15 protein-coding genes and 1 pseudogene are annotated in these 22035 nt (G+C 35.7%); 13 read left to right on the forward strand and 3 right to left on the reverse strand.

The window, feature by feature from the left end:
• Window positions 1-49 precede the first annotated feature (49 nt).
• Window positions 50-1645, reverse strand: coding sequence for an LCP family protein (locus KJS44_RS03430; RefSeq protein ID WP_008689738.1), 1596 nt, complete (start codon window positions 1643-1645; stop codon window positions 50-52).
• 322 nt (window positions 1646-1967) lie between these two features.
• On the opposite strand from KJS44_RS03430, the gene KJS44_RS03435 reads away from it, so the two are divergent.
• The 13 genes and pseudogenes from KJS44_RS03435 (at window position 1968) to KJS44_RS03495 (ending at window position 20171) form a co-directional block, all read left to right on the forward strand.
• Complete coding sequence (locus KJS44_RS03435; RefSeq protein WP_008689735.1) at window positions 1968-4247, forward strand: ATP-dependent helicase; 2280 nt, start codon at window positions 1968-1970, stop codon at window positions 4245-4247.
• 11 nt (window positions 4248-4258) lie between these two features.
• The gene (gene ligA / locus KJS44_RS03440) at window positions 4259-6247 is read left to right on the forward strand and encodes an NAD-dependent DNA ligase LigA (RefSeq protein ID WP_008689734.1); all 1989 of its coding nucleotides are present in this window, start codon (window positions 4259-4261) and stop codon (window positions 6245-6247) included.
• Window positions 6244-7356 (forward strand): CamS family sex pheromone protein, encoded by a 1113-nt coding sequence (locus KJS44_RS03445; RefSeq protein WP_008689733.1) that lies wholly within the window; start codon window positions 6244-6246, stop codon window positions 7354-7356. The genes ligA and KJS44_RS03445 overlap by 4 nt, the downstream gene beginning before the upstream one ends.
• A gap of 9 nt (window positions 7357-7365) precedes the next feature.
• Window positions 7366-7659, forward strand: coding sequence for an Asp-tRNA(Asn)/Glu-tRNA(Gln) amidotransferase subunit GatC (gene gatC / locus KJS44_RS03450; protein WP_008689732.1), 294 nt, complete (start codon window positions 7366-7368; stop codon window positions 7657-7659).
• Between the two features lies 1 nt (window position 7660).
• Window positions 7661-9082, forward strand: coding sequence for an amidase family protein (locus KJS44_RS03455; RefSeq protein ID WP_008689731.1), 1422 nt, complete (start codon window positions 7661-7663; stop codon window positions 9080-9082).
• Window positions 9079-10506 carry an Asp-tRNA(Asn)/Glu-tRNA(Gln) amidotransferase subunit GatB gene (gene gatB / locus KJS44_RS03460; protein WP_008689730.1) on the forward strand — a complete coding sequence of 476 codons (1428 nt, stop codon included), beginning with the start codon at window positions 9079-9081 and terminating at the stop codon, window positions 10504-10506. The genes KJS44_RS03455 and gatB overlap by 4 nt, the downstream gene beginning before the upstream one ends.
• A 48-nt stretch (window positions 10507-10554) precedes the next feature.
• Window positions 10555-11160, forward strand: a complete 606-nt coding sequence (locus KJS44_RS03465; RefSeq protein ID WP_008689729.1) for a hypothetical protein — start codon at window positions 10555-10557, stop codon at window positions 11158-11160.
• A 39-nt stretch (window positions 11161-11199) separates the two neighbouring features.
• Window positions 11200-12564 (forward strand): 23S rRNA (uracil(1939)-C(5))-methyltransferase RlmD, encoded by a 1365-nt coding sequence (rlmD, locus tag KJS44_RS03470; RefSeq protein WP_119957638.1) that lies wholly within the window; start codon window positions 11200-11202, stop codon window positions 12562-12564.
• Window positions 12565-12679: 115 nt separating this feature from the next.
• Entirely contained in the window at window positions 12680-12802 is a 123-nt protein-coding gene (locus KJS44_RS14650; RefSeq protein WP_255616379.1) for a hypothetical protein, read from the forward strand.
• A 36-nt stretch (window positions 12803-12838) separates the two neighbouring features.
• Window positions 12839-16576, forward strand: coding sequence for an nSTAND3 domain-containing NTPase (locus KJS44_RS03480; protein WP_008689638.1), 3738 nt, complete (start codon window positions 12839-12841; stop codon window positions 16574-16576).
• Between the two features lie 297 nt (window positions 16577-16873).
• Window positions 16874-17341: pseudogene (rhuM, locus tag KJS44_RS03485) on the forward strand (RhuM family protein).
• A gap of 1654 nt (window positions 17342-18995) precedes the next feature.
• Window positions 18996-19538: an ATP-binding protein gene (locus KJS44_RS03490; RefSeq protein ID WP_008689635.1), complete on the forward strand. Its 543-nt coding sequence runs from the start codon at window positions 18996-18998 to the stop codon at window positions 19536-19538.
• Window positions 19539-20171 carry a PIN domain-containing protein gene (locus KJS44_RS03495; RefSeq protein WP_128125137.1) on the forward strand — a complete coding sequence of 211 codons (633 nt, stop codon included), beginning with the start codon at window positions 19539-19541 and terminating at the stop codon, window positions 20169-20171.
• A 329-nt stretch (window positions 20172-20500) separates the two neighbouring features.
• On the opposite strand, the gene KJS44_RS03500 is transcribed toward KJS44_RS03495, so the two are convergent.
• Together KJS44_RS03500 and KJS44_RS03505 are read right to left on the reverse strand one after the other, a co-directional pair.
• Complete coding sequence (locus KJS44_RS03500; protein WP_008689632.1) at window positions 20501-20872, reverse strand: ASCH domain-containing protein; 372 nt, start codon at window positions 20870-20872, stop codon at window positions 20501-20503.
• A gap of 15 nt (window positions 20873-20887) precedes the next feature.
• Window positions 20888-21943 carry a hypothetical protein gene (locus tag KJS44_RS03505; protein ID WP_008689630.1) on the reverse strand — a complete coding sequence of 352 codons (1056 nt, stop codon included), beginning with the start codon at window positions 21941-21943 and terminating at the stop codon, window positions 20888-20890.
• Window positions 21944-22035 lie beyond the last annotated feature (92 nt).

Below are 22035 nucleotides of genomic sequence, written 5' to 3' on the forward strand. Positions count from 1 at the left end.
CTGCCCCCAAAAGGTAGCTCTTATTTTCATAATCGTCTTGAATGTTTATTTAATGAGGATTATCGGCCATCGTATCCCAAACGATATGAGGATCTTCATTAATGGCAGGAGTATCCTGATAAAGATTACTTACATCAAAATGATAATTGCTCATATCCAATGGTTGGCTGGCACCATCATATGCATTTACTACAGCATGAACTTCATTCTTGGCAAACAGATATACATCACTTTTGCCATACTCGCTAGAAAGGCTGGCGGTATATTGATTATCATATACGCCATTATCACTAGATATGGAAGAAATGGTCCATGGTTTCAAATCTTCTAATTCATTTGATACAAAGCTGGTAATTTGTGAAGTCGGCATATTGGTGATGACATAGTTTGGCGCAATATCTAACAGCTTATTAATATAAGTAATAGCGCTTGGTGAAATCAGTTTATTGATGATGGCTTTGATGATACGCTGCTGGGCGCGTTCACGGCCGGCATTGTCATAGCCTTCTGTCTTACGGTGCCGGGAATAAGCCAGTGCCTGTTTACCATTTAAATGCTGTTTACCTTTCTTCAGACAGATCAAATCTTCTTTCTTGAAACTGCGATTTTCATCCTGCTCACAGAAATTAATTTCGACATCCACATCAATGCCGCCAATCGTATCTACAATCTCAATCAGTGAATTGAAACTGACACGGGCATAATAATCAATCGGGATATTGAAAAACTGTTCAATGGTTTCCACACTTGCATCCACCCCATATAAACCGGTATGTGTCAGTTTATCATTTGCATTTTGTAATGCTGTATTCGGAATAAAACCATCTCTAGGCAACGAGACCATATCAATGTGATTGGCCTTGGGATTGACGATTAAGATCAGATTCGTATCTGTACGTGTCTGTTGATCTGGAGAACCCATATTATCCAGACCGCTCAGATATATCGTAAAAGGCTGTTCTGTAATATCTTTTTCTTCCTTTTGACTGCTTTCCTTTGGTTTTTCAATCGTGTCAAGAATGGTGACTTGTTTTTCAAAATCTTTCATATTAGATTTTGACATACCATAATATACATCACTCATGACAATCGCCTGTACTTCATTTAGGCTAAGATCTGATAATAAGGTTGTATAATCCAGCTCTTCCTTTACCTGCATATTGGCGATAGAAGATCGTAACTGTTTTTGTGCATAGGCAGCATTTTTCTTATCTACTCCATTTTGAAAACCGATGGTTTTATTTGCCAAGTCTTTGATAGAGGAAATATTGCTGTTCTTAGCGGTTAAGATATGTAATTTGGTAATAGAACTTTGGGCATTTTGATTCATGCGATTGATAGTCATGCGTGATTTATTTAAGAAATACCCGCTGCCTCCGATGATGACACATAATACAATGATGAAGGCACGTTTAACCAGGATAAACCATTTTGGCATCTTGCGTAAACTGACAAGGAATAATCCGATAAAAATAAGGAAAATTACGACTGCACCCATGAATACCCAGGTATGTGGAAGAATACCAAAGCTAAAGGCAATGGTAAAAGAAATAATACTGATGATTAAGAAGATCAATAAAAAGAAAAGATCAATTGTTCTTGTATAATAACGCTTCGGTTTCTGCGCTTTTTTTGTCTGCTTCATGTAAACACCCCATTAAATAAAGTTATCTGTTTTATTATAATATAGTCGCAAAGAAAATACTATTTTGTTTTTCTGAATATTTTGTAATATTCCCATTCCTTCCATATGGCTGCCCCTGCTGCGATCATCATTTTTTATCTTAGAAAACAAGTGCCACCTTCATCATACAAGCAGCCAGAAAGAAACCTTGTCGAAGTATGACGACTATGCAAAGTACATTGCATCTAAGCGAGTTAAAGGTTTGTAAAGATTTGCGAAGAAATTCATTTTATATTAAGGAAATCATGAGGAAAGTATAGTATAATAAGCGGGAGGTGATTTTGTGTCGTTTTTAGAACATTTAAACAAACAGCAGGTAGAGGCGGTTCATACAGTAGATCAGCATCTGCGTATCATTGCAGGAGCTGGCAGTGGAAAGACGCGTGTCGTGACGACCAGAATCGCGTATCTGATAGAAGAGATGCAGGTGTATCCTAATAAAATATTAGCGATCACTTTTACGAATAAGGCAGCTAAAGAAATGAAGGAACGTGTAGAAGGAATGCTTGGCGAGGTGGCTAAGGCTGTCCAGATCTCAACAATTCATTCCTTTTGTGTACGTCTGTTAAGAGAGGATATCTTAGAAGTAGGCTATCCTCGCAATTTTACGATTTTGGATAGTGATGATCAAAAAAGCATTTTACGGGATGCTTATAAACAAATGCAGATTGATGTGAAAAGCTACAGCTATAATTCCATGTTGGGCTATATCAGTGCCAATAAAACTAATTTTGTAGATCCTGTGATGGCAAAAGCGAATGCCGGACCATGGGCAGGAGAGCAGATCAAGGCTGATGTGTATGCTTATTATGAAAAACGTCTGAAAGAGATGTATGGGTTAGACTTTGATGATTTGTTAATTTTTGCTTACCGTATCTTAAAGGATAAAGAAGAAGTACGGGCAAAATGGCAGCGTCGTTTTACATATATCCATGTTGATGAGTTTCAGGATGTGGATAATTTACAGTATGCTATCATACGTCTGTTAGTAGGTGATCACAGCTATTTATGTGTGGTCGGTGATCCGGATCAAACCATTTATACTTGGCGTGGTGCGCAAGTGGATATCATCATGAATTTTGAACGTGATTTCCCTGACAGTAAGACGGTCATTTTGAATCAGAATTATCGTTCTACACAGCCGATATTGAACGGGGCGAATGCCTTGATCCGCAATAACCGCAATCGTATTGAGAAAGACTTATTTACGGAAGTGGAAGGGGATAATCCCATCATTCACTTTACGGCAATGGATGATGTCAATGAACCGGTTTGGGTTGCCAGCCGTATCATGGCTTTATCCCACAGCGGTGTTTGCTATCGGGATATAGCGGTATTGTATCGTTCTAACTATTTATCACGCGGACTGGAAAAAGCGTTGTTGGATTTTCGCATCCCTTATCGTATTTATGGGGGCATTCGTTTCTATGATCGTGCAGAAATCAAGGATGCGTTAAGCTATTTACGTTTGTTGGCACCAAAACAAGAGGATGATGAAAAGGAATTGTATAAAAACCTTTCCATCAAACGAATCATCAATATGCCCAAACGCGGTATTGGCGCAAAAACGATGGAGCTGATTGAGCAGCAGGCGGAACACGATAATACCAATATGTATGAAATAATCAAACAGTATGAAATCGGCAAAGGCAAGGCAAAGGCTAATATTCAGGCATTTGTGGCGTTGATTGAAGAATGCCGTCAGCTGGTGGATGAAATCAGCATTGATCAACTGTTGGAAAAGGTATTGGAAGATAGTGGCTATCTGGATATGCTGCGGGAAGATAAAGAAATCGAGCGATTGGAAAATATCAAGGAATTGATTAGCGATATCGCCGACTATGTGGAAAATAACCCGCAGGGATCCTTACAAGAATATTTACAGGAGATTTCTTTATATACCGATAAAGAGGCAGATAGCAGTGGTGATTTTGTACAGTTAATGACGATTCATGCGGCAAAGGGATTGGAATTTGATAATGTCTTTGTATACAGTTTGTGTGAAGGAATATTTCCAAATGATAAAAGTGTTATCGAGGGAGGTCAAGCAGCTTTGGAAGAAGAGCGCCGATTGGCCTATGTGGCCTTTACCCGCGCAAGAAAACAGCTGTTTTTATCAGACTCTTATGGGTATAGCTATGTCTTAGATAAGCTAAAGACAACCTCACGGTTTGTTAAGGAACTGCCGGAAGAATACTTAGAAGAAGTTGGCGCTAAGCCACGAAATCATTTTGCGAGTGATGTTGATACATTTACCGGAAATGCCTTTTTATCCTCTCAAGCACCGCAGTTTCATGAGGAACATCAGGATGATATGATCCAAACGTTCCCTAATGATGAAGAAACGTCGATGGGTGGGGCAAAGGCGAGTCAAAATGATAGAAAAAGTGAAATGAAACATAAGAAAAAGGGCAGAATACGTAAAGGAGATTTGGTGAATCACAGTGTCTTTGGTGATGGTGTGGTCATTAAACTGGAAGGTGAACTTGCGGCAATTGCCTTTGATAAGCGATTTGGCATTCGTAAGATCAATGTGAATCATCCATCTCTAAGCAAGAAATAGGAGGCTGACATATGGACGTGCAACAGCGTATATTAGCATTACGAAAACAATTAGATACTTATGCGTATGAATATTATGTATTGGATCAGCCCAGTGTGCCAGATGCGGAATACGATCAGGCATATCAGGAGCTGTTAAAGCTAGAGGATACTTACCCGCAATATCGAGATCCCAATTCAATTACCCAAAGAGTTGGCGGTGTGGTTTTAGATGCGTTTACCAAGGTAACACACAAACAGCAGATGTTGTCCTTAAGCAATGCTTTTAATTTGGAAGACTTGCAGGCTTTTGACGAACGTGTGCGCAGTATCGTGCCAAAGGTGAGCTATGTGGTAGAATTGAAAATGGATGGACTTGCCATTTCTTTACATTATCACGATGGCCGCTTTGTACAGGCGGTGACCCGCGGCGATGGCTTTGTGGGTGAAGATGTAACCAATAATGTTCGTACGATTGCTTCCATTCCGATGCACATTGAACGCATGGGCGATGTGGAGGTACGTGGAGAAGTCTTCATGCCAAAGAAAAGCTTTGCGGAACTCAATGCGCAACGTGAAAAGAATGGCGAAGATGTTTTTGCGAATCCCCGCAATGCGGCAGCTGGCAGTATTCGTCAATTAGATAGTAAAATTGCGGCTAGTCGAAAACTGGATGCGTTCTTATATTATTATGAGGATGCTTTAGGCGCTGGGATACAGACACATGAAGAAGCGTTAGAAACAATGGAACAGCTGCATATCAAGGTGAATCCATTACGTCGAGTATGTAACAGCATGGATGAGGTATGGAGCTTTATTCAGGAAATGAGTGAGCAGCGTAATGATCTTCCATATGAAATTGATGGTATGGTCATCAAAGTGAATGAATTGACAGCCTGGGAACAATTAGGTACGACCGTGAAAGCCCCAAGGTATGCCATTGCCTATAAATTTCCGGCTGAAGAAGTTGTCACTAAGCTGCTAGATATTGTCTTAACCGTAGGAAGAACCGGTCGGATTACCCCCAATGCGGTGTTGGAACCGGTTCGTGTAGCCGGTACTAGTGTATCAGCAGCACAGCTGCATAATGAGGATATGATCAAGGAAAAAGATATTCGTATTCAGGACGATGTTGTTGTGCGCAAAGCCGGAGATATCATTCCGGAAGTTGTACGGCCATTGATCGAGCGTCGCAACGGAACACAGGCGCGTTATGTGTTCCCTAAGGAATGTCCGGTATGCGGCAGTGCGTTAGTGAGATTGAGCGATGAAGCAGCGCATTATTGTATCAATCAGGATTGCCCGGCCCGCGTTGTGGAAAGTATTATCCATTTTGCCAGTCGTGATGCCATGGATATTGATACCTTAGGCGATAAAAAAGTCGAATTCTTCCATAAGGAAGGGTTGTTAAATACGATCGAGGATATTTATCATTTAAAAGATCATAAAGAAACAATTTTACAGATGGAAGGCTTTAAGGAACGTTCTTATCAAAAACTTATTGATGCTATTGAAGCAAGCAAACAGAATCCTTTAGAGGATTTGGTCTATGGCTTAGGCATTCGTCAGGTTGGCAAAAAAGCAGCCAAAGTCTTGGCAAAACATTTCCTTACGATGGAGAAACTTATGGCCGCAAGTGAAGAAGAGCTGGTTGCTATCAAAGATATTGGCGATATTACAGCGCAAAGTATCGTGGCCTTCTTCCGAGAACCTAAGAATGTGGAATTGATTGATCATCTGCGTGGCTTTGGTTTACGTATGGATAGTGAGGAAGAAATCATTCAGGAAAGTATGTTCACTGGTAAGACCGTTGTCTTAACTGGAAGTTTGCAACAGATGACACGCAATGAAGCTAAGGAGCTTTTAGAATCCTTAGGTGCTAATGTGAGTGGCTCTGTATCAAAAAAGACAGATCTGGTCATTTATGGCGAAGCTGCCGGCAGTAAACTGACAAAGGCGCAAAGCTTAGGCGTTGCGACGATGGATGAAGCAACCTTTTTACAGGAGGTGAAGACATCATGAAACATAAAACAACAGGATTACTTGCCTTAGCGGCTATCCTAGTAGTAAGCGGCTGTAACAGTAGTTCCAATAAACCGAAAAAAGATACAACCAGTGAAGAGACCACAGTCATTCATGAAGGTGACTATGCGGCTTTACTGCCCTTTGAGGCAAGCAGTTCACGCATCAAACATGCCTATACGACCAATTTGAATGAAGCGATGATCATTGGGGTAGGAATGATGAACCTTTCCAAAGAACATTTTTCACCGGATGATTATGCTTATAAGGAAAGTCAGTTTTTGAGCTATGATGCCTTAGATGCGACAGGACTTGATCGTGTCGGTTTATTAGGCAGAACGAGTGAAAAGAATCCGAATGGTATGAATCCGGCAATCGGTACCGAAATTGATACCAATAACGGAAAGAAAAAAATTGGCAGTCAGGATGTCTTACTTATTGATATCTATGAGCTAGACTGGTATGATGGTAAGGATTTAGAAGGGTTATCTTTAGGTATTGTCCTCAATGATGAAATTGGTGACAGTGTCAATCCAGACATCGTAAGTGATGCGAAATTACGGGCGTATGGGGAAGAGGTAGGCCGTAAGGTTGTCAGCTACTTGCGTAAGACCCATCCGGAAATCGGCCAAAAGACACCAATCTATGTAACCTTATTTAAGGAAAGCGGTGTGAATACGACCTTACCGGGAACCTTTATAGAAGAAGCCTATTTTGAATCCAAGACGATTGGTGAATACAGTAGGCTGAATGAAGCTTGGGCCTTATTCCCAAGCAGTGCCGCAACAAAGCTAGACAGTACCAATGCGACTTACTTTGATCGCCTGGTAAAAGAAATCAAAAATTTCTTCCCGGAAGATACTGCCGTGATTGGTACCGGACATTTCAAGGATAAGGAATTAGCATCCTTAACAATTGATATTTCCATGCATGCGAAGACATGGCCGGAAGCCAATGCGATGATGCAGAAGGTAAATTCATCGCTGTCAATTTTCTCTAGCACTAGCTTTGCAATTAAGGTGCGTTTAAAAAGCGATGATGTCTTAATTGGCGCAATGCAAAGAGAAAAAGGCAGCAGTAAGGTAACCGTTATACAATTAATGGAGTAGGAGGAACATATGGAAGCGTATAGTGCAGAATATTTTAAGAAACTGGCGCATGATATCATGTTTGATGTCAGCGATGATGAAGTCGTCGAGCTGCAGGCAGAGTTTAAAGAACTGCTGTCACAGATTGATGTACTAAATGAAATTGATACCGAAGGTGTGGAAGAGATGATCTATCCATTCGAAGCAGAAACAAAATTCCTGCGTGAAGATGTGGTCGCAAATGTAATCTCTCAGGAAGATGCTTTAAGCAATGCGAAAAGCGTAAAAGCAGGACATGTACATGTACCAAAGGTGGTGAAGTAAGATGGATTTTGAAAGAGCGAGAATCGAAGATGTCGAAACACGTGTAAAAAGCGCTGTTGAAAGAGCAAAAGAAAAACAAGAAGAGCTCAATGCTGTTGTAAGCTTTGTCGATGTGGATAGCCAGTTAGCTGATTTAGCGAACAAAGATCCACATGCTCCTTTGTATGGCATGCCAATCGTATTAAAAGACAATGTGAATATGAAGGGTGTTAGAACAACTGCCAGCTCTCGTATACTGGATAACTATATTCCTGTATATGATGCACATATCAGTGAAAAACTGAAAGAAGCCGGTGCGATTGTCATTGCCAAATCTTCTATGGATGAGCTAGGCATGGGTGGAACGAATAAGAATGCCTATACCGGCAAGGTTAATAATCCTTGGGATCCAACGCGTATTTCCGGAGGCAGTTCCGGAGGTAGTGCAGTATTGGTTGCTAGTGGAGTAGTACCTTTTGCCATCGGTACCGATACCGGGGACAGTGTACGTAAACCAGCTGCTTATAATGGCATTATCGGTATGAAACCAACCTATGGTAGAATTTCTCGTTACGGTATCATTCCTTATGCGAGCAGTTTGGATCATGTGGGATATTTTACCACAGCCATTGAAGATGCTGCTGTGGCATTGGAAGTATTAGCAGGAAGAGATGATCGTGATATGACCAGCTCTTATGAACCGGTACCAAACTATGCAAGCGATATCAACAGTGATATCAAAGGCAAGAAGATTGCGATATTGGATAATGTACAAGAAGCCATTACCAATGCTGAAATCAAAGAAAACTTTGATGCGCTGATGAAAAAATTACAGGCTAGAGGAGCCATCGTTGAGCATGTACGCTTTGATGATAAGCTGATGCGTGCGATGCTGCCGGTCTATTACATCATTGCCAATGCCGAAGCTACAGCGAACCATTCCAATTTAGATGGTATCCGCTTTGGTATGCGTGAAGATGGGGCAAGTGTGGAAGAAGTCATGATCAATTCCCGTACCAAAGGCTTATGTCCTTATGTACGTAAACGTTTTGTCATCGGCAGCTACTCTTTATTTGAAGAAAACCAGGAAAAAATCTTCCGTAAGGCACAAAAAGTACGCCGTTTGATCGTTGAAGAACTGAAAAAAGCATTAGCTGGTTATGATATCGTGATTGCGAGTGCATCCGGCATGATTGCGCCAAAAAGTGAAGACAGCCAGGATGAACACCTAAGCAAGGATGTCTTGGTTGCCGAAAACTATATGGTTATGGGGAATTTCTCCGGCTATCCAAGCATGAGCATGCCAACCGGCTTTGTGGAAGGTATGCCAATCGGTATTAATATGACCGCAAAACCATTTGCTGAACAAACCTTATTTAATATCGGAAAAGCTATTGAAGAAGAAACCGGCTTAAAAGGAAATGATGTGGAGGTGGACGCATGAAATACGAAACAGTCATTGGAATTGAAATCCACTGTGAATTAAAAACGAAGACAAAAATGTTCTCCTCAGCACCTGTCGCTTTTGGAGAAGTTGCCAATACCTGTGTCAATGAAGTGGACTTAGGTCATCCTGGAACATTGCCATGTGTCAATAAGGAAGCCGTAAAGCTCGCAATTAAAGCAGCTACAGCATTAAAATGTGAAATTGATCCACTCGTAAAATTTGACCGTAAGAATTACTATTATTCTGATTTGCCAAAAGGCTTTCAGATTACTCAGCAGTTTCATCCTATCGGAAAAGGTGGCTGCATTCATATCGAAACCAAGGATGGCGTAGAGAAAGACATTCGCATTAACCGCATCCACATGGAAGAAGATACCGCAAAACAGTTTCACTCAGAAGCCGGTACATTGATTGACTTTAACCGTGCCGGTACGCCTTTGATTGAGATTGTCAGTGAACCAGATATCCGCAATGGGGCAGAAGCTGCCGCTTATGTCGAAAAGCTGAGAACATTATTGTTGTATTTAGGTGTTTCGGATGTAAAGATGGAAGAAGGCAGCATGCGTTGTGATGTCAATGTATCCATTCGTGAAGCAGGTAGTGATACCTTTGGCACAAAGACGGAGGTCAAGAACCTAAACTCTATTTCCAATGTGCAAAAAGCCATTGATGCGGAAGTAGAACGTCAGATTGCACTTGTCAGCAAGGGTGAAAAAGTTGTACAGGCTACACGTCGTTATGATGAAACGCAAAAGACGACGATTCTAATGCGTAAAAAAGAAGGCGATGTGGATTATAAATTCTTCCCTGAACCAAATATTCCACCAATTCGTTTAGATGCTGCATGGATCAAGGATATTCAGGAACATATGGAAGAATTACCAGATGAACGTAAAGCACGTTATATGAAAGAAAATGGTTTAAAGGAATACGATGCCAGTGTTCTGGTTGCCAATCGTGACTTAGGTGATTTCTTTGATGCCGTATGTGAACATACGAAAAACTTTAAGAAAGCAGCAAACTGGGTCATCGTAGAATTGCCGGCAGCTTTGAATAAGGACAATATCAAATTTGCCAACAATCCATGTGAGCCAAAGCATTTAGCTGCTATGATCAATATGGTAGAAGCCGGAGAAATCAGTGGCAAACAGGCGAAGATTGTCTTTGAAGAAATCATGAAGGGAAAAGATCCAAAAGTCGTTGTGGAAGAAAAAGGTATGAAGCAGATGAGTGATACCGGTGAACTGTTGGCAATGGTTACCAGTGTATTAGATGCCAATCCTCAATCCATTGAAGACTTTAAAAACGGAAAAGACAGAGCCGTTGGTTTCTTAGTTGGTCAAGTCATGAAGGCCAGCAAAGGACAGGCAAATCCGGCTTTAACGAACAAACTTATTCAGGAAGAATTAAAGAAAAGATAGCTTTTTCCAATGAAATTTAGTACAATGAATATTGTCAGGAGTGATAATATGGCGAAAAAAGGCAAAAAACAGACGACTGATAAACAGACGACTGGAAAAGCAAAACATACGAAAAGCAGAATTCTTTATTGGATTGCCGCTGTGGTAATTCTGATACCGGTGTTGCTTTTAGGTTATATTTATTTAAGTGCCAAAGAGAGTGCCGGCACGCCAACGGTTGGAAGTCGTTTTGACAATTCCCTTGATCCGGCAATCACAGAAGAACAATTAACAAAGGTAAAGGATGCTTTAAAATTTGATGGTGCAGAAAATGTGGAAGTCAATTTAAAGAGTGCTACCTTGCGCATTACTATTGATTTAGATGATAAAGCAGGCAGTAGTAAGGTGAAAAGTGTCTTAAATGATGCCTATGATAAGGTTGTTAAAATATTACCGGTCAAGACATATTTCACTAATCAAAAAGATGTGAGAATGTATGACCTGGATATTCATGTGTACAATTTCATCCCGGAAGGTGATGACACAAGCGGATGGGTGTATAAGGAAAAGGTGAAAAACGCCTCTGCGAAGAAAGCAGTAACCGATACCTTAAGCAGTGCCCGTAATAAGAAACAGGCAAATAAACTGTTGGAAGAACAGAAAAAGGATAAATAACAGAAAAGGGCGTAATGCCCTTTTTTAAGGAGTATGGGTATGAAGAAGAACGAACATGTATTTGGTGTATGCAGCGGCTATACAAGTGATGGGCATGGGGTTGTGAAAATTGATGGCTTTCCACTGTTTGTCAAAGGTATGATGGATAAAGAAAGTGGCGAGCTTGTTGTTACGTTGGTAAAAAAGAGTTATGGGTTTGCGCGTTTATTGAAGCTGGATAAGGTGAATGAAGAACGTGTAAATCCAGCTTGTCCAATCGCAAAACAATGTGGTGGCTGTCAGCTGCAGCATATGTCTTATAAAGAACAACTGGCATTTAAGAAACAGAAGGTGCAGGATGTTATTGAGCGCATTGCGAAATTGAATGTGCAAGTGGAAGATGTCTTAGGTATGGCACAACCTGATCATTATCGCAATAAGGGGCAGATACCGGTAGGTGTTGTAAAAGGACAGGTCGTAACAGGGTTTTATCGTATTAATTCCAATACGATCATTGATACGGATAGCTGTGGCATTCAAAGTGAAAAGATCAATGCGGTGTTACAGACGATGCGAAGCTTGTTTAAAAAGTATGGAAATGCCGGTGTATTCCGTCATTTGTTAATTAAACATGCCTTTGTGACAGGAGAAGTCATGGTTGTATGGATCGTGCGACAGAAGAAGTTTGCACATAGGGAAGAAATGGTGCAGGAGTTAGTACAAACGATACCGGAGATTAAAAGCGTTGTGTTGAATCTGAATACACGTGAGGACAATGTGATTTTAGGGAAACAGGAAGAGGTACTGTATGGGGAGTCGTTTATTACGGATGAAATTAACGGATTGAAGTTTCATATTTCCGCGAAATCGTTTTATCAGGTGAATCCTGTGCAGACAAAGGTGCTGTATGGAAAAGCGTTGGAGTTTTGTAATTTAAAGGGAAATGAAACAGTCATTGATTTATATTGTGGCGTGGGGACTATTAGTATGTTTTTGGCGCAGAAAGCTGGGAAGGTCATCGGTATTGAAATCGTTGAGCAGGCGGTGCGTGATGCCAGAGAGAATGCGGCCTTGAATGGCTTGGATAATGTGAAATTTGTGTGCAGTGATGCAGCGGCGTATGCGAAGAAGATGAGTGAGCAAGGGGGAAGAGCGGATGTTGTGGTAGTGGATCCACCGAGAAAAGGGTGTGATCAGGTGACCTTGGGTAGTATCGTGCAGATGGCACCAGAGCGGTTGGTGTATGTGTCGTGTGATCCGGCAACGTTGGCAAGAGATTTACGGATTTTGGAGGGGAAAGGGTATCGTGTTGAGGTGGTGCAGCCGGTGGATATGTTCCCGTGGACGCATCATGTGGAGACGGTAGTACTGCTTTCAAAACTTAAGACGAAAAAACATGTCGACATAGAATTGCAAGCCGATTAGTTGGATTTAACTTCTTAAGAGTGTAAAATAACTTACTATAATATAAAACAATATGTTTTTAATAAGTACGGATTTAAGGTTTTGAACTTATATATAGCACAGGTAAAAGAAAAGTGTGGAATTAAAGAAAGAAAAAATTATAATAAACCTTAAAAAAGAAGACTTAAAACAACCAATTTGTCCAATAGAAAAAGAAGAGGCAATCAAAGATGCGTTTAAATATTTTAAGATGATTTAGTGGGATAAAAGGGTTTTAAATAGTAGAGGTGTAATTATGGCTAATATTGAAAGTATTAAACAAAAAATACTACAACTGGATGCAGGTTCATTTCAAAATCTTTGTGATTCTTATTTATATAAAATAGGTTATCCGAGTATAGTATCTCTTGGTGGAGAAGCAGGTACACGAAAGACCACTTTAGGTACACCTGATACTTATTTTATTACATCGGATGGAAAGTATGTTTTTGTTGAATACACAACTCAAAGGACAAACTTATTTTCAAAAATTAGGGATGACCTTGACAAATGTCTTGATACAGCAAAGACAGGTGTTCCACATAATAAAATCTCTGAAATTATTTATTGCCATACTTCATCAAACCTTACACCCTTTCAAGATAGTGAAGTAAAAAAACTATGTGAAGATGTTGGAGTCAAGCTTACAATTATTGGAATTGATAAGCTTGCAGAAGATATATATCTTTTCCATCATAATCTTTCACGTGATTTTTTAGGAATATCATTAAGTACGGATCAAATTCAATCATATGATGAATTTGTTAATAGTTACAATTCAAATAGAATGGCTGCTCCCATTGATACTAAATTTTTATTCAGAGAAAATGAATTTCAAGATATTGACGATGCTTATCTGAAAGTGGATGTTGTTATACTAAGTGGTTCGGCAGGAACGGGAAAAACCCGTTTAGCTTTGCATTATGTAAAAAATCATCTAGATACTAAGAACGAAAAGATCTACTGTATTCACAGTAATGCATTACCAATATATGAGGATTTGAAACTTTTTTTAGACAGATCAGGAAACTATTTTCTTTTTATCGATGATGCAAATCAATTGTCAGGACTGCAGCATATTATCCGTTACGTTAGTATGAAACCAAAGGGATATAATGTAAAAATACTTATTACAGTGAGGGATTATGCACTCCAAAAAGTAATAAACGATGTTCGAGAAATCACTTCATATGAAATTGTGAATGTAAATGTATTTTCAGATAACGAGATAAAGGAATTGCTTGAAACTTCATTGGGCATTGTGAATCAAGACTATCAAGAACGAATTATAAGTATTGCAGAAGGAAATGCTCGTATTGCTATACTTGCTGGGAAGGTGGCATGCAATTCAAATCGTTTGGAGTCTATTGATGATGTGTCACAATTATATGAAGATTATTATGGTGCTGCTTTAGAAGATTATCAATTACTTGTTAACAAAGATATGTGTATAACTGCTGGTACAATTGCTTTTCTGGAAGCAATTCATTTAGAACGCATTGATGCACTTCTACCGATTTTACAGGAAAAAGGGTTAAGTCGAGATAGTTTTATTGAAAATATACGTATGCTTCACGAGCAAGAAATTGTCGATCTTTGTAATGATAAAGCTGTTCATTTTTCTGAGCAATGTTTGTCTAATTATTTATTAAAATATGTTTTCTTTGATAAGAAAATACTTAGTTTGTCGGAAATGATTAAAACTTGTTTTTCAAGCTACAGAGAGAGAATTATCTCTTCCGTTAATACGCTACTTAATATTTTTAGAAATGAAGCTCTTTTAAATTTTGTGGTGAAAGAAATAAAGTTATTATGGGATAAATTATCAACAGAAAAATCGCCAATCTTTTTTGAATTTGTAAAAGTCTTTTTTCGTATTAATCCTACGGAAACACTTTTGCTTTTACAAAATGAAATTGAGTCTGAAAAAAGAGTGATTTGTGAATGGGGCGATATAGATACTGAAAAAGGAAAAAACTATCAGTATGTAGAAAACGATATTATTAAAATTCTTGGTGGATTTGCAGATATGAGTGATTTGCCAACAGCCTGTGATTTGTTCTTTCAATATTATCTAAAGCGACCAGATTTGTTTATGGAATTTTATCATGCAGTTAATACATATTTTGGCATTAACAGAGATTCTGTGTACTATGATTTTTACACTCAAATAACTTTTTTTGAAAAAATGAAAGAACATTCAGATAACTGGAATGAAGAATTTATTGTTAGGTTCTTTTTGCAAATAGCGGAAGAATTTTTGAAATTACATTTTTCCCCGGCAGAGGAAGGGCGAAAAAATACAGTAACCATATATCAAATTCCATTAGTTATGTCTGAAGGTGTTGAAAAATATCGAAATTTAATTTGGGAATCTTTATCTTCTTTGTGTGGAATTGAAAGATATAGTGTAAAAGTTAGAAAAATTCTTAGTTCTTATGGTGACATTATCGAGGATGTAAGCATTCCCGTTTTGCAATTTGATTTAAAATATATCAAATTAATTTTGAAGTCAAATTTTTTGCCAGATAAATTAGAAAATTGTCTTTTGGCGGAAAAAATAGTGCAAGTTATTAGTAGCGTAGATTGTTCTTGTGAATCCTTGTTTTCTGAATATTTTGAAGGAGAGAGTTTTCAATTATATTGTCTTCTTAAAGGACCAGATTACAAAATAGAAGTCGATTACGAAGAACGTGAAAAACTAAAGCAGAAATCAATTAATCAATACACTTCGAATTGTGATTTAGAAATGTTTAAGAAGCTAATCGATGTTTGTGGTGATATTTCTGAATTTGATGCTCATTCATCTTGGAAGGTTGGTGAAGGATTAGGTATTGCTTTTAATGCTATTTCTGATAAAAAAGATTGCTATGTTGATGCAATTAAATATTATATAAAAAATGATACACCAAACAATTTACATCCATATCATTTAGTAGATACTCTATTTTCCTTATTGTCCGATTTGGAAGTGTATGAAATTATTATTGGTGAAGAGTATAGTCAGAAAAATGTTTGGGTATATGCATATTATCATGAATTACCGCCAGAATTAATTACAGAAAAACATCTACATGGGCTTTATGCCTTTTTGAAAGATACTTCTGACGGAGATATTACTTCATCATCAATGCGTGATGTGGATTTTCTCGAGAAGTATAATGTAATAGATGAACTAGCATTAATAGAAGGTTGCAAAATTATTTTGACAAAAAAAGAATATTCCCTCTTTATAGTGGATATTTATTTTGGTTTGTTATTTAATTGTTATCATAATACACCAAAGGAAGTGATTCAAAAATTTAATTGTAATTTAGAATTGCTTGAGGAAATATATTGTACATTGTTGTTATATGATAACCATCATGATTATGATGGACAATTTTTGAAGGAAATATATTCGGTTAGATCTTCTATACTAGACAAGTATATAGACTATTTAATAAATAGGGACTCTTTTACAGACAATCAAGAAAGGCATTGTTGTTTTTTTGATTTGGACGATTTTGTAGAAATATATAATAAAATTTTTGAGCAATTGATAAGAAAATGCCAATATTCTACGTTGTTAGTACCGTATTTTTTGGAATCTTTATTATTGCCAAAACAAAATGAGAAAAAGTTGTTAGAAAGGCAAGATATGTGGATTCGGCAATGTATTCAACGATTCTGTGATGATGAAACAAAAATGTATTGCCTATTTTCAGTTGTGTCAAAATTAGAGTTCGAAAGAAAAAAAGAGTATATAGTGCTCTTTCTTGAGAATAATCCGTTGTTTGAAGACTTTGAAAGGGTACCATTAATACCGACTTCATGGAGCTGGTCAGGCAGTGCAGTACCTATGTATTCAGCTTGGATTGAATTTCTCGAATCATTGTTACCGAACTGTATAGGTTTAAAGTGGATAAAACATAAAAACTATATTGAAACAAAAATTGGTTATTTAAAAGAGCGAATTGAATCGGAGCAAATAGATGAAATCTTAAGAGGATAATTCATAAATATAAAAGTAGAAAGGAAATCAAATGGCAGAGAAAAGTAAAGATGATTTAAACATTAAGACAGTGAAATCATCATATATCAAACAGAAGATGGACAGACTACAATAGATGTAAAATCTAAAGATGAGACAGTTTGGCTTACACAGGCACAATTATGTGAACTCTATCAAACCAGTAAATCTAATATCAGCGAACATATTAAGCATATTTTTGAAGAGGAAGAGTTAGATGAAAAATCAGTTGTTCCAAAATTCCGAACAACTGCAGCTGACAGAAAGAGTTATAATACAATACACTATAATCTTGATATGATTATATCTCTTGGATACAGAATAAAATCTAATATTGCCACAAATTTTCGTCGTTGAGCTACCGAACGCCTTAAAGAGTATATGATAAAAGGTTTTACAATGAACGATGAACGACTGAAAAATCTGGGTGACGGTAATTACTGGAAGGAGTTATTAGACCGCATTCGGGATATTCGTTCCTCTGGAAAGGTTATGTATTATCGTCAGGTGCTTGATTTGCATGCAACAAGTGTTGACTATAATCCTAAGAGTAGTGAATCTATTGCATTTTTTAAGATGGTAGAAAACAAATTGCACTATGCAGCACATGGTCATACAGCAGCGGAAGTTATATATGAGCGTGCAGATGTAAGTAAGCCTTTTATGGGATTAAAAAGTATATCTGGTGATTTTCCTGCACTAAAAGATATAAGTATTGCAAAGAATTATCTTAATGATAAAGAATAGAAAATTCTTAATAATATCGTATCGGGTTACTTTGATTTTGCAGAAATTCAGCTATGCGTTAGTACTGCTTTCCCACAAAAAGTCAGATATTCATGTTAAAGTAAAAATTGAGTTACGAGGGTAAGGACAAAGCTCTTAAAAGCGATCGCTGAAAAAGAGAACATATAAGTCAAAAGAGTGAGTTGAAATAATAAAAAGTATAGATTTAAGGTGCATATCGCATATAATGTAGAGATTAAGAGAGATTTAGATTTGCCTGTGTACGATGCTCTCAATGCGGTGAATAAATTGAAACAGCCAAGGAAACACCTGACAACAGAGAAAGTGGAAGCGATAAAGATTGATAAGATATTGTGAGGTTAAACTATTGAAAACATTACCGAGGTGAAAGATATTGTCCAATTTATTTTACGGTCAGATGAAATAGAATGTGATGGGAGTATTGGTTCAAATATAAATATTCCTGAATATGATATTATCTGGAAATTTTTGAATTTGCGGAAAATGTAATTACGCTGAAACAAAAGAAGGAGTAGTAAATGCTGTTTCGAATCTAAGGAGAGCATTAGATTGTGAAATGGATATGTTTTTGAAAGCCTGAAAATAAAAAGAATTTTTGATAAGAAAAATTTGAAGTTTGAAAAGAAAACTCAATTTTAACTTATATAGGATTGTTTCCATTTTAGACAATTAATAAATTAAACTTTATGAGAAATAAGTTGGAACATGTATATATAAGACTCCGGGAATACATGGTTTATATACATATCATGAATTGACATGGAGTGTAATAAAAATATTGGATTTGTATCTTGAATTATTCTATATAAATGGAGAGATTGATTTAGAATTTTTTATTGAAAATAATAAGTATTATTTTATAATGAAACATGAAATAAAAGAGTGTGCATTTGTATTTGAAGTAATAGATTGGATTAGAGGAAAAGAGAAGGAACAAAAAACACTAAATATAAGTTTAAAAAATCAAGGTGATTTAGATAATTTTATAGCTTTTAATATATATTTGCTATCTATTTAATATTATAATTATGGAGATTTTAATTTATACAATAAGATAGTAAAGAAGCTAGATAGAAATAGAAAGAGTATAAATGTTTGCAATGTAAAGAATTATATAGTCAAAGGGGAGATGTTAAATGAATGAGAAATTTAGTAATATGTTGAATATGGCAAGGGATTAAGTCTATAGAATTACGGCAATGAAAAAGTAGCATATGGGACAGTTTTATTTGACTTTTCCAAAAAGTAACGCATTCAGAGTTAAGTTGGACATATTACAGGCAATGGGGTACTAGGCAGTTAAAAAAGATAGATAAATTTTTTTATGAAAGATTTTTATCCAGTAAAATAAAGAACCAGTTGCAGCAGAAATCTAGATGTTGGAGCCTGCTAAGAAATCAGAAGACTTTATTCAAGTCCTTTATTAGAAGAAAATTATTTGAAAGAAGAAAAAACTAATCTTGAAATTAAGAAAACGGATTAGATAGAGAATATTTTTTAAAGTTTATTATAGATCAAAGTTAAAAATAATAAGCTAAATTTTATATTCAAAGAAAAAAAGAAAAGATAAAAATAGGCCGGTAATATATGATATAATATATAAATAAAAAGAGATATGAAAGGAGGAAACTTTATGTTAAAAAAGTTATGTTTTATTGCAGGAATTTATGGTGTAGGGAAAACAACACTTTGTGAAAAAATAAAAAATAAAGTAGGAATTGAATTCTTTTCTGCGAGTGATATTATATCTCAAGTAAATGGTGAAAAGTATGGGAAAAATAAACTAGTGAAAAATGAAAAAAGAAATCAAGAGATACTAATTTCTAAGATAAAAAAATTAAAAGATGTAGAAAAAATATTGTTGAATGGACATTTTTGCATTTTCGATAACAATAATTATGTAATACAGTTACCAATAGACACCTATAGTGCTTTGGATATAGACTTGATTATTCTTTTAGAAAGAGATACGAAAGAAATTGTTCGAGAATTAATTCAAAGAGATAATAAAAAATATTTATTTCAAGATATTGAACAATTAAAGATAAAAGAAAAAGAAACTGCAATAATGGTCTCAAAACAACTGAATATTCCTCTGCACATTCACAATATGACTTTTGATGAAAGTGATGAAAATACAATAATCTCTTTTTTAGAGAAAGAGGGGGTAATATAAATGAAAGCATTATTAGATACAAATATAATTATTCATCGTGAGAATAATAGAGTTAGCAATAAGGGAATTGGAGAGCTATACTATTGGTTAGATAAATTAAATATTGAAAAAGTTATACATCCTTATACAATATCAGAAATAGAGAAATTTGCAGTTAAAGAAGTTAAGGATGTTTTCTCTATTAAACTAAAAAGTTATGTTGTTTTAAAATCTCTATTAGAAATTGAAGAAACATTTATAAACAAAATTAAGCATTTAAATACAAAAGAAAACGACTATATTGATGATTGCCTTCTTTTTGAAGTTTATAAAGAGCGAGTAGATATAATGATTACTGAAGACCGAAAAATTATGCAAAAAGCAAAATGTTTAGGTTTGGAGAGTAGAGTATATAGCATAGATCGATTTTTATCAAAATGTTTGGATGAGAATCCTCAGCTAAAAAATTATAATATGCTCTCAGTAAAGAAAACGACATTTTCTAAGGTAAATTTAAATGACCCTTTCTTTGATTCTTTGAAAAATGATTATCTTGGTTTTCAAAAATGGTTTATTAAAAAATATGATGAGGAAGCATATGTTTGCTCAACTAATGATTCTATTTATGGTTTTTTCATACAAAATACGTTCTAAAGGCAACAATAAGAGAAAAATCAAGCACTTGATTTTACAGGATATTACCCATATTGTCTTTATTATCAGCTAGCAGAAATGGATATGCATAACTGTAAGATTTATTTAATGAATCTTATCCTTTCTTAAGCTAGATACTAATACTTTGGTTTACAAGAAATCATTTCGTGCTAAGAAATATGCCTAAACCTTTAGAAGTAACACGCAATTTAGAATACCAAAAATTATAGCCAACCTTTTACTAAATCTATGATAATTTAGATATCTTTAATAATTAACTTTTTATAAATTATAAAAAGTTCTATATACTATGCAAAAAATATGGTAGTTTAGTATATATAAATAAATGACTGTGGTGCATTTATACAACCAAACTCACTTAATTTTTTTGGATTTTCAAAACGAGTTATTTCCCCCAGTTCATACGCATATGCAAGTTCTCTTTTCGTAAAATATTTATCAAAAAATTTCTTATCTATTCCTGAATACTTTTCCGTTATATCCCATAATTCATCTGGTGATCCCTTTAATACTTTTTTAACAGTTACTTCTGCTAAAACCCTTTTTACTGGAGCAGTACTATATATCAAGATGGAGTCTACTTTTCTTTTTGCGATTCTAGTTCTAAATTCATATTTTTTCTCACCACTTAATATCTTTTCAACATATCTTGGATTTATCGACAATAATATTTTACACATTGTTAATAACCTCCTCTATTTTAGTTTTGTTTTCGCTATTTTTAAAATTTTATAAAATTCATTATCATCAATCCTCGTAAAAGATCTAACACCTGAACCTCTAGAAACAATTCCCAACTCATATAAGTCATTAAGAATTGGTCTTTTGGTTAAACTCTTTATATATATAAACTTTATTACTTTTACAAAACTTCCTTTAGTTTTCCAAATAGAATCTAATTGCTGATAAGAAAAAACACTTCTATTTTCACAATAATTTAAAAATTCTTCGAAACTTGTAAAATTAACTTTTATTTCTTTTATAACACCCAATGTAGTAATGGTTGATGTATATTTTTTATTTGTCCCATTATCTCCAGTTCTATAAAACAGAACCAAATCCCCAGGTCTTGCACCATTTAACGGCATCCATTGTATATATATCTTTTCTAACGAGTATCTATGTGCTTTGTTATCAAGATAATTTTCTTCATTTTCTGTCTTCAAAATTGAATCTGGAAATAAATCAGTGTGATATTCTGGATAAATCGGATGAATAAATTTACTAGTGGATAGATTAAGAAGTGGAAAATTTTCTTTTATACTTTTTTGCATATCATAAGACTTCATTTCTTTAACCATAACTAACTCCTCGCAATCTCCCGTTCTCTTAGTTCCATGGATAAAGAAGCCCCAACTAAATAAAAGATTTCTTAGTAAATCTAATTCTTTTCTATTTTTAAATAAAGTTACATAAATTTCATCCACATTATACTGCAATGCATTATCAAATATAATTTTAATAAACCTTTCACCTAAGCGAAAGCCCGTTGATTCTACTTTGAAAGTTCCTATTTTTAACCTTTTCTTTGGCTTAAAAACAGGAACAATATCTGAATATACTTCTTTTCTCCCCTCAATCTTTGTATGAAAAATCAGGGTAGTATATAGGGACAAGTGGTCATAAAATAAAATATATTTAGTGTAGGCAACAACTTCAACCTTATCGATACTGATAGAGCTATTATCAAGTAATTTGACAATTTGAATATATAAGAATAATCTATGTGCCCCTCCTTTTGTAGAAAGCATAACCATGAAATATTATAAAAGTAATAAACACATACCCTGTTTGTAATACGAAATAGACCCTTAAAGTTTTTGGATACCCAAGAAATACTAAC

Source organism: Longicatena caecimuris (assembly GCF_018406465.1).
Classification (GTDB): domain Bacteria; phylum Bacillota_I; class Bacilli_A; order Erysipelotrichales; family Erysipelotrichaceae; genus Longicatena; species Longicatena caecimuris.

Excerpts from the sequence above, each read along its gene's own strand:
- KJS44_RS03430 (WP_008689738.1), bottom strand. The coding sequence starts at position 1,645 with ATGAAGCAGACAAAAAAAGCGCAGAAACCGAAGCGTTATTATACAAGA.
- ligA (WP_008689734.1), top strand. The coding sequence starts at position 4,259 with ATGGACGTGCAACAGCGTATATTAGCATTACGAAAACAATTAGATACT.
- KJS44_RS03445 (WP_008689733.1), top strand. The coding sequence starts at position 6,244 with ATGAAACATAAAACAACAGGATTACTTGCCTTAGCGGCTATCCTAGTA.
- gatC (WP_008689732.1), top strand. The coding sequence starts at position 7,366 with ATGGAAGCGTATAGTGCAGAATATTTTAAGAAACTGGCGCATGATATC.
- KJS44_RS03455 (WP_008689731.1), top strand. The coding sequence starts at position 7,661 with ATGGATTTTGAAAGAGCGAGAATCGAAGATGTCGAAACACGTGTAAAA.
- gatB (WP_008689730.1), top strand. The coding sequence starts at position 9,079 with ATGAAATACGAAACAGTCATTGGAATTGAAATCCACTGTGAATTAAAA.
- KJS44_RS03465 (WP_008689729.1), top strand. The coding sequence starts at position 10,555 with ATGGCGAAAAAAGGCAAAAAACAGACGACTGATAAACAGACGACTGGA.
- rlmD (WP_119957638.1), top strand. The coding sequence starts at position 11,200 with ATGAAGAAGAACGAACATGTATTTGGTGTATGCAGCGGCTATACAAGT.
- KJS44_RS03480 (WP_008689638.1), top strand. The coding sequence starts at position 12,839 with ATGGCTAATATTGAAAGTATTAAACAAAAAATACTACAACTGGATGCA.
- KJS44_RS03490 (WP_008689635.1), top strand. The coding sequence starts at position 18,996 with ATGTTAAAAAAGTTATGTTTTATTGCAGGAATTTATGGTGTAGGGAAA.
- KJS44_RS03495 (WP_128125137.1), top strand. The coding sequence starts at position 19,539 with ATGAAAGCATTATTAGATACAAATATAATTATTCATCGTGAGAATAAT.
- KJS44_RS03500 (WP_008689632.1), bottom strand. The coding sequence starts at position 20,872 with ATGTGTAAAATATTATTGTCGATAAATCCAAGATATGTTGAAAAGATA.
- KJS44_RS03505 (WP_008689630.1), bottom strand. The coding sequence starts at position 21,943 with ATGCTTTCTACAAAAGGAGGGGCACATAGATTATTCTTATATATTCAA.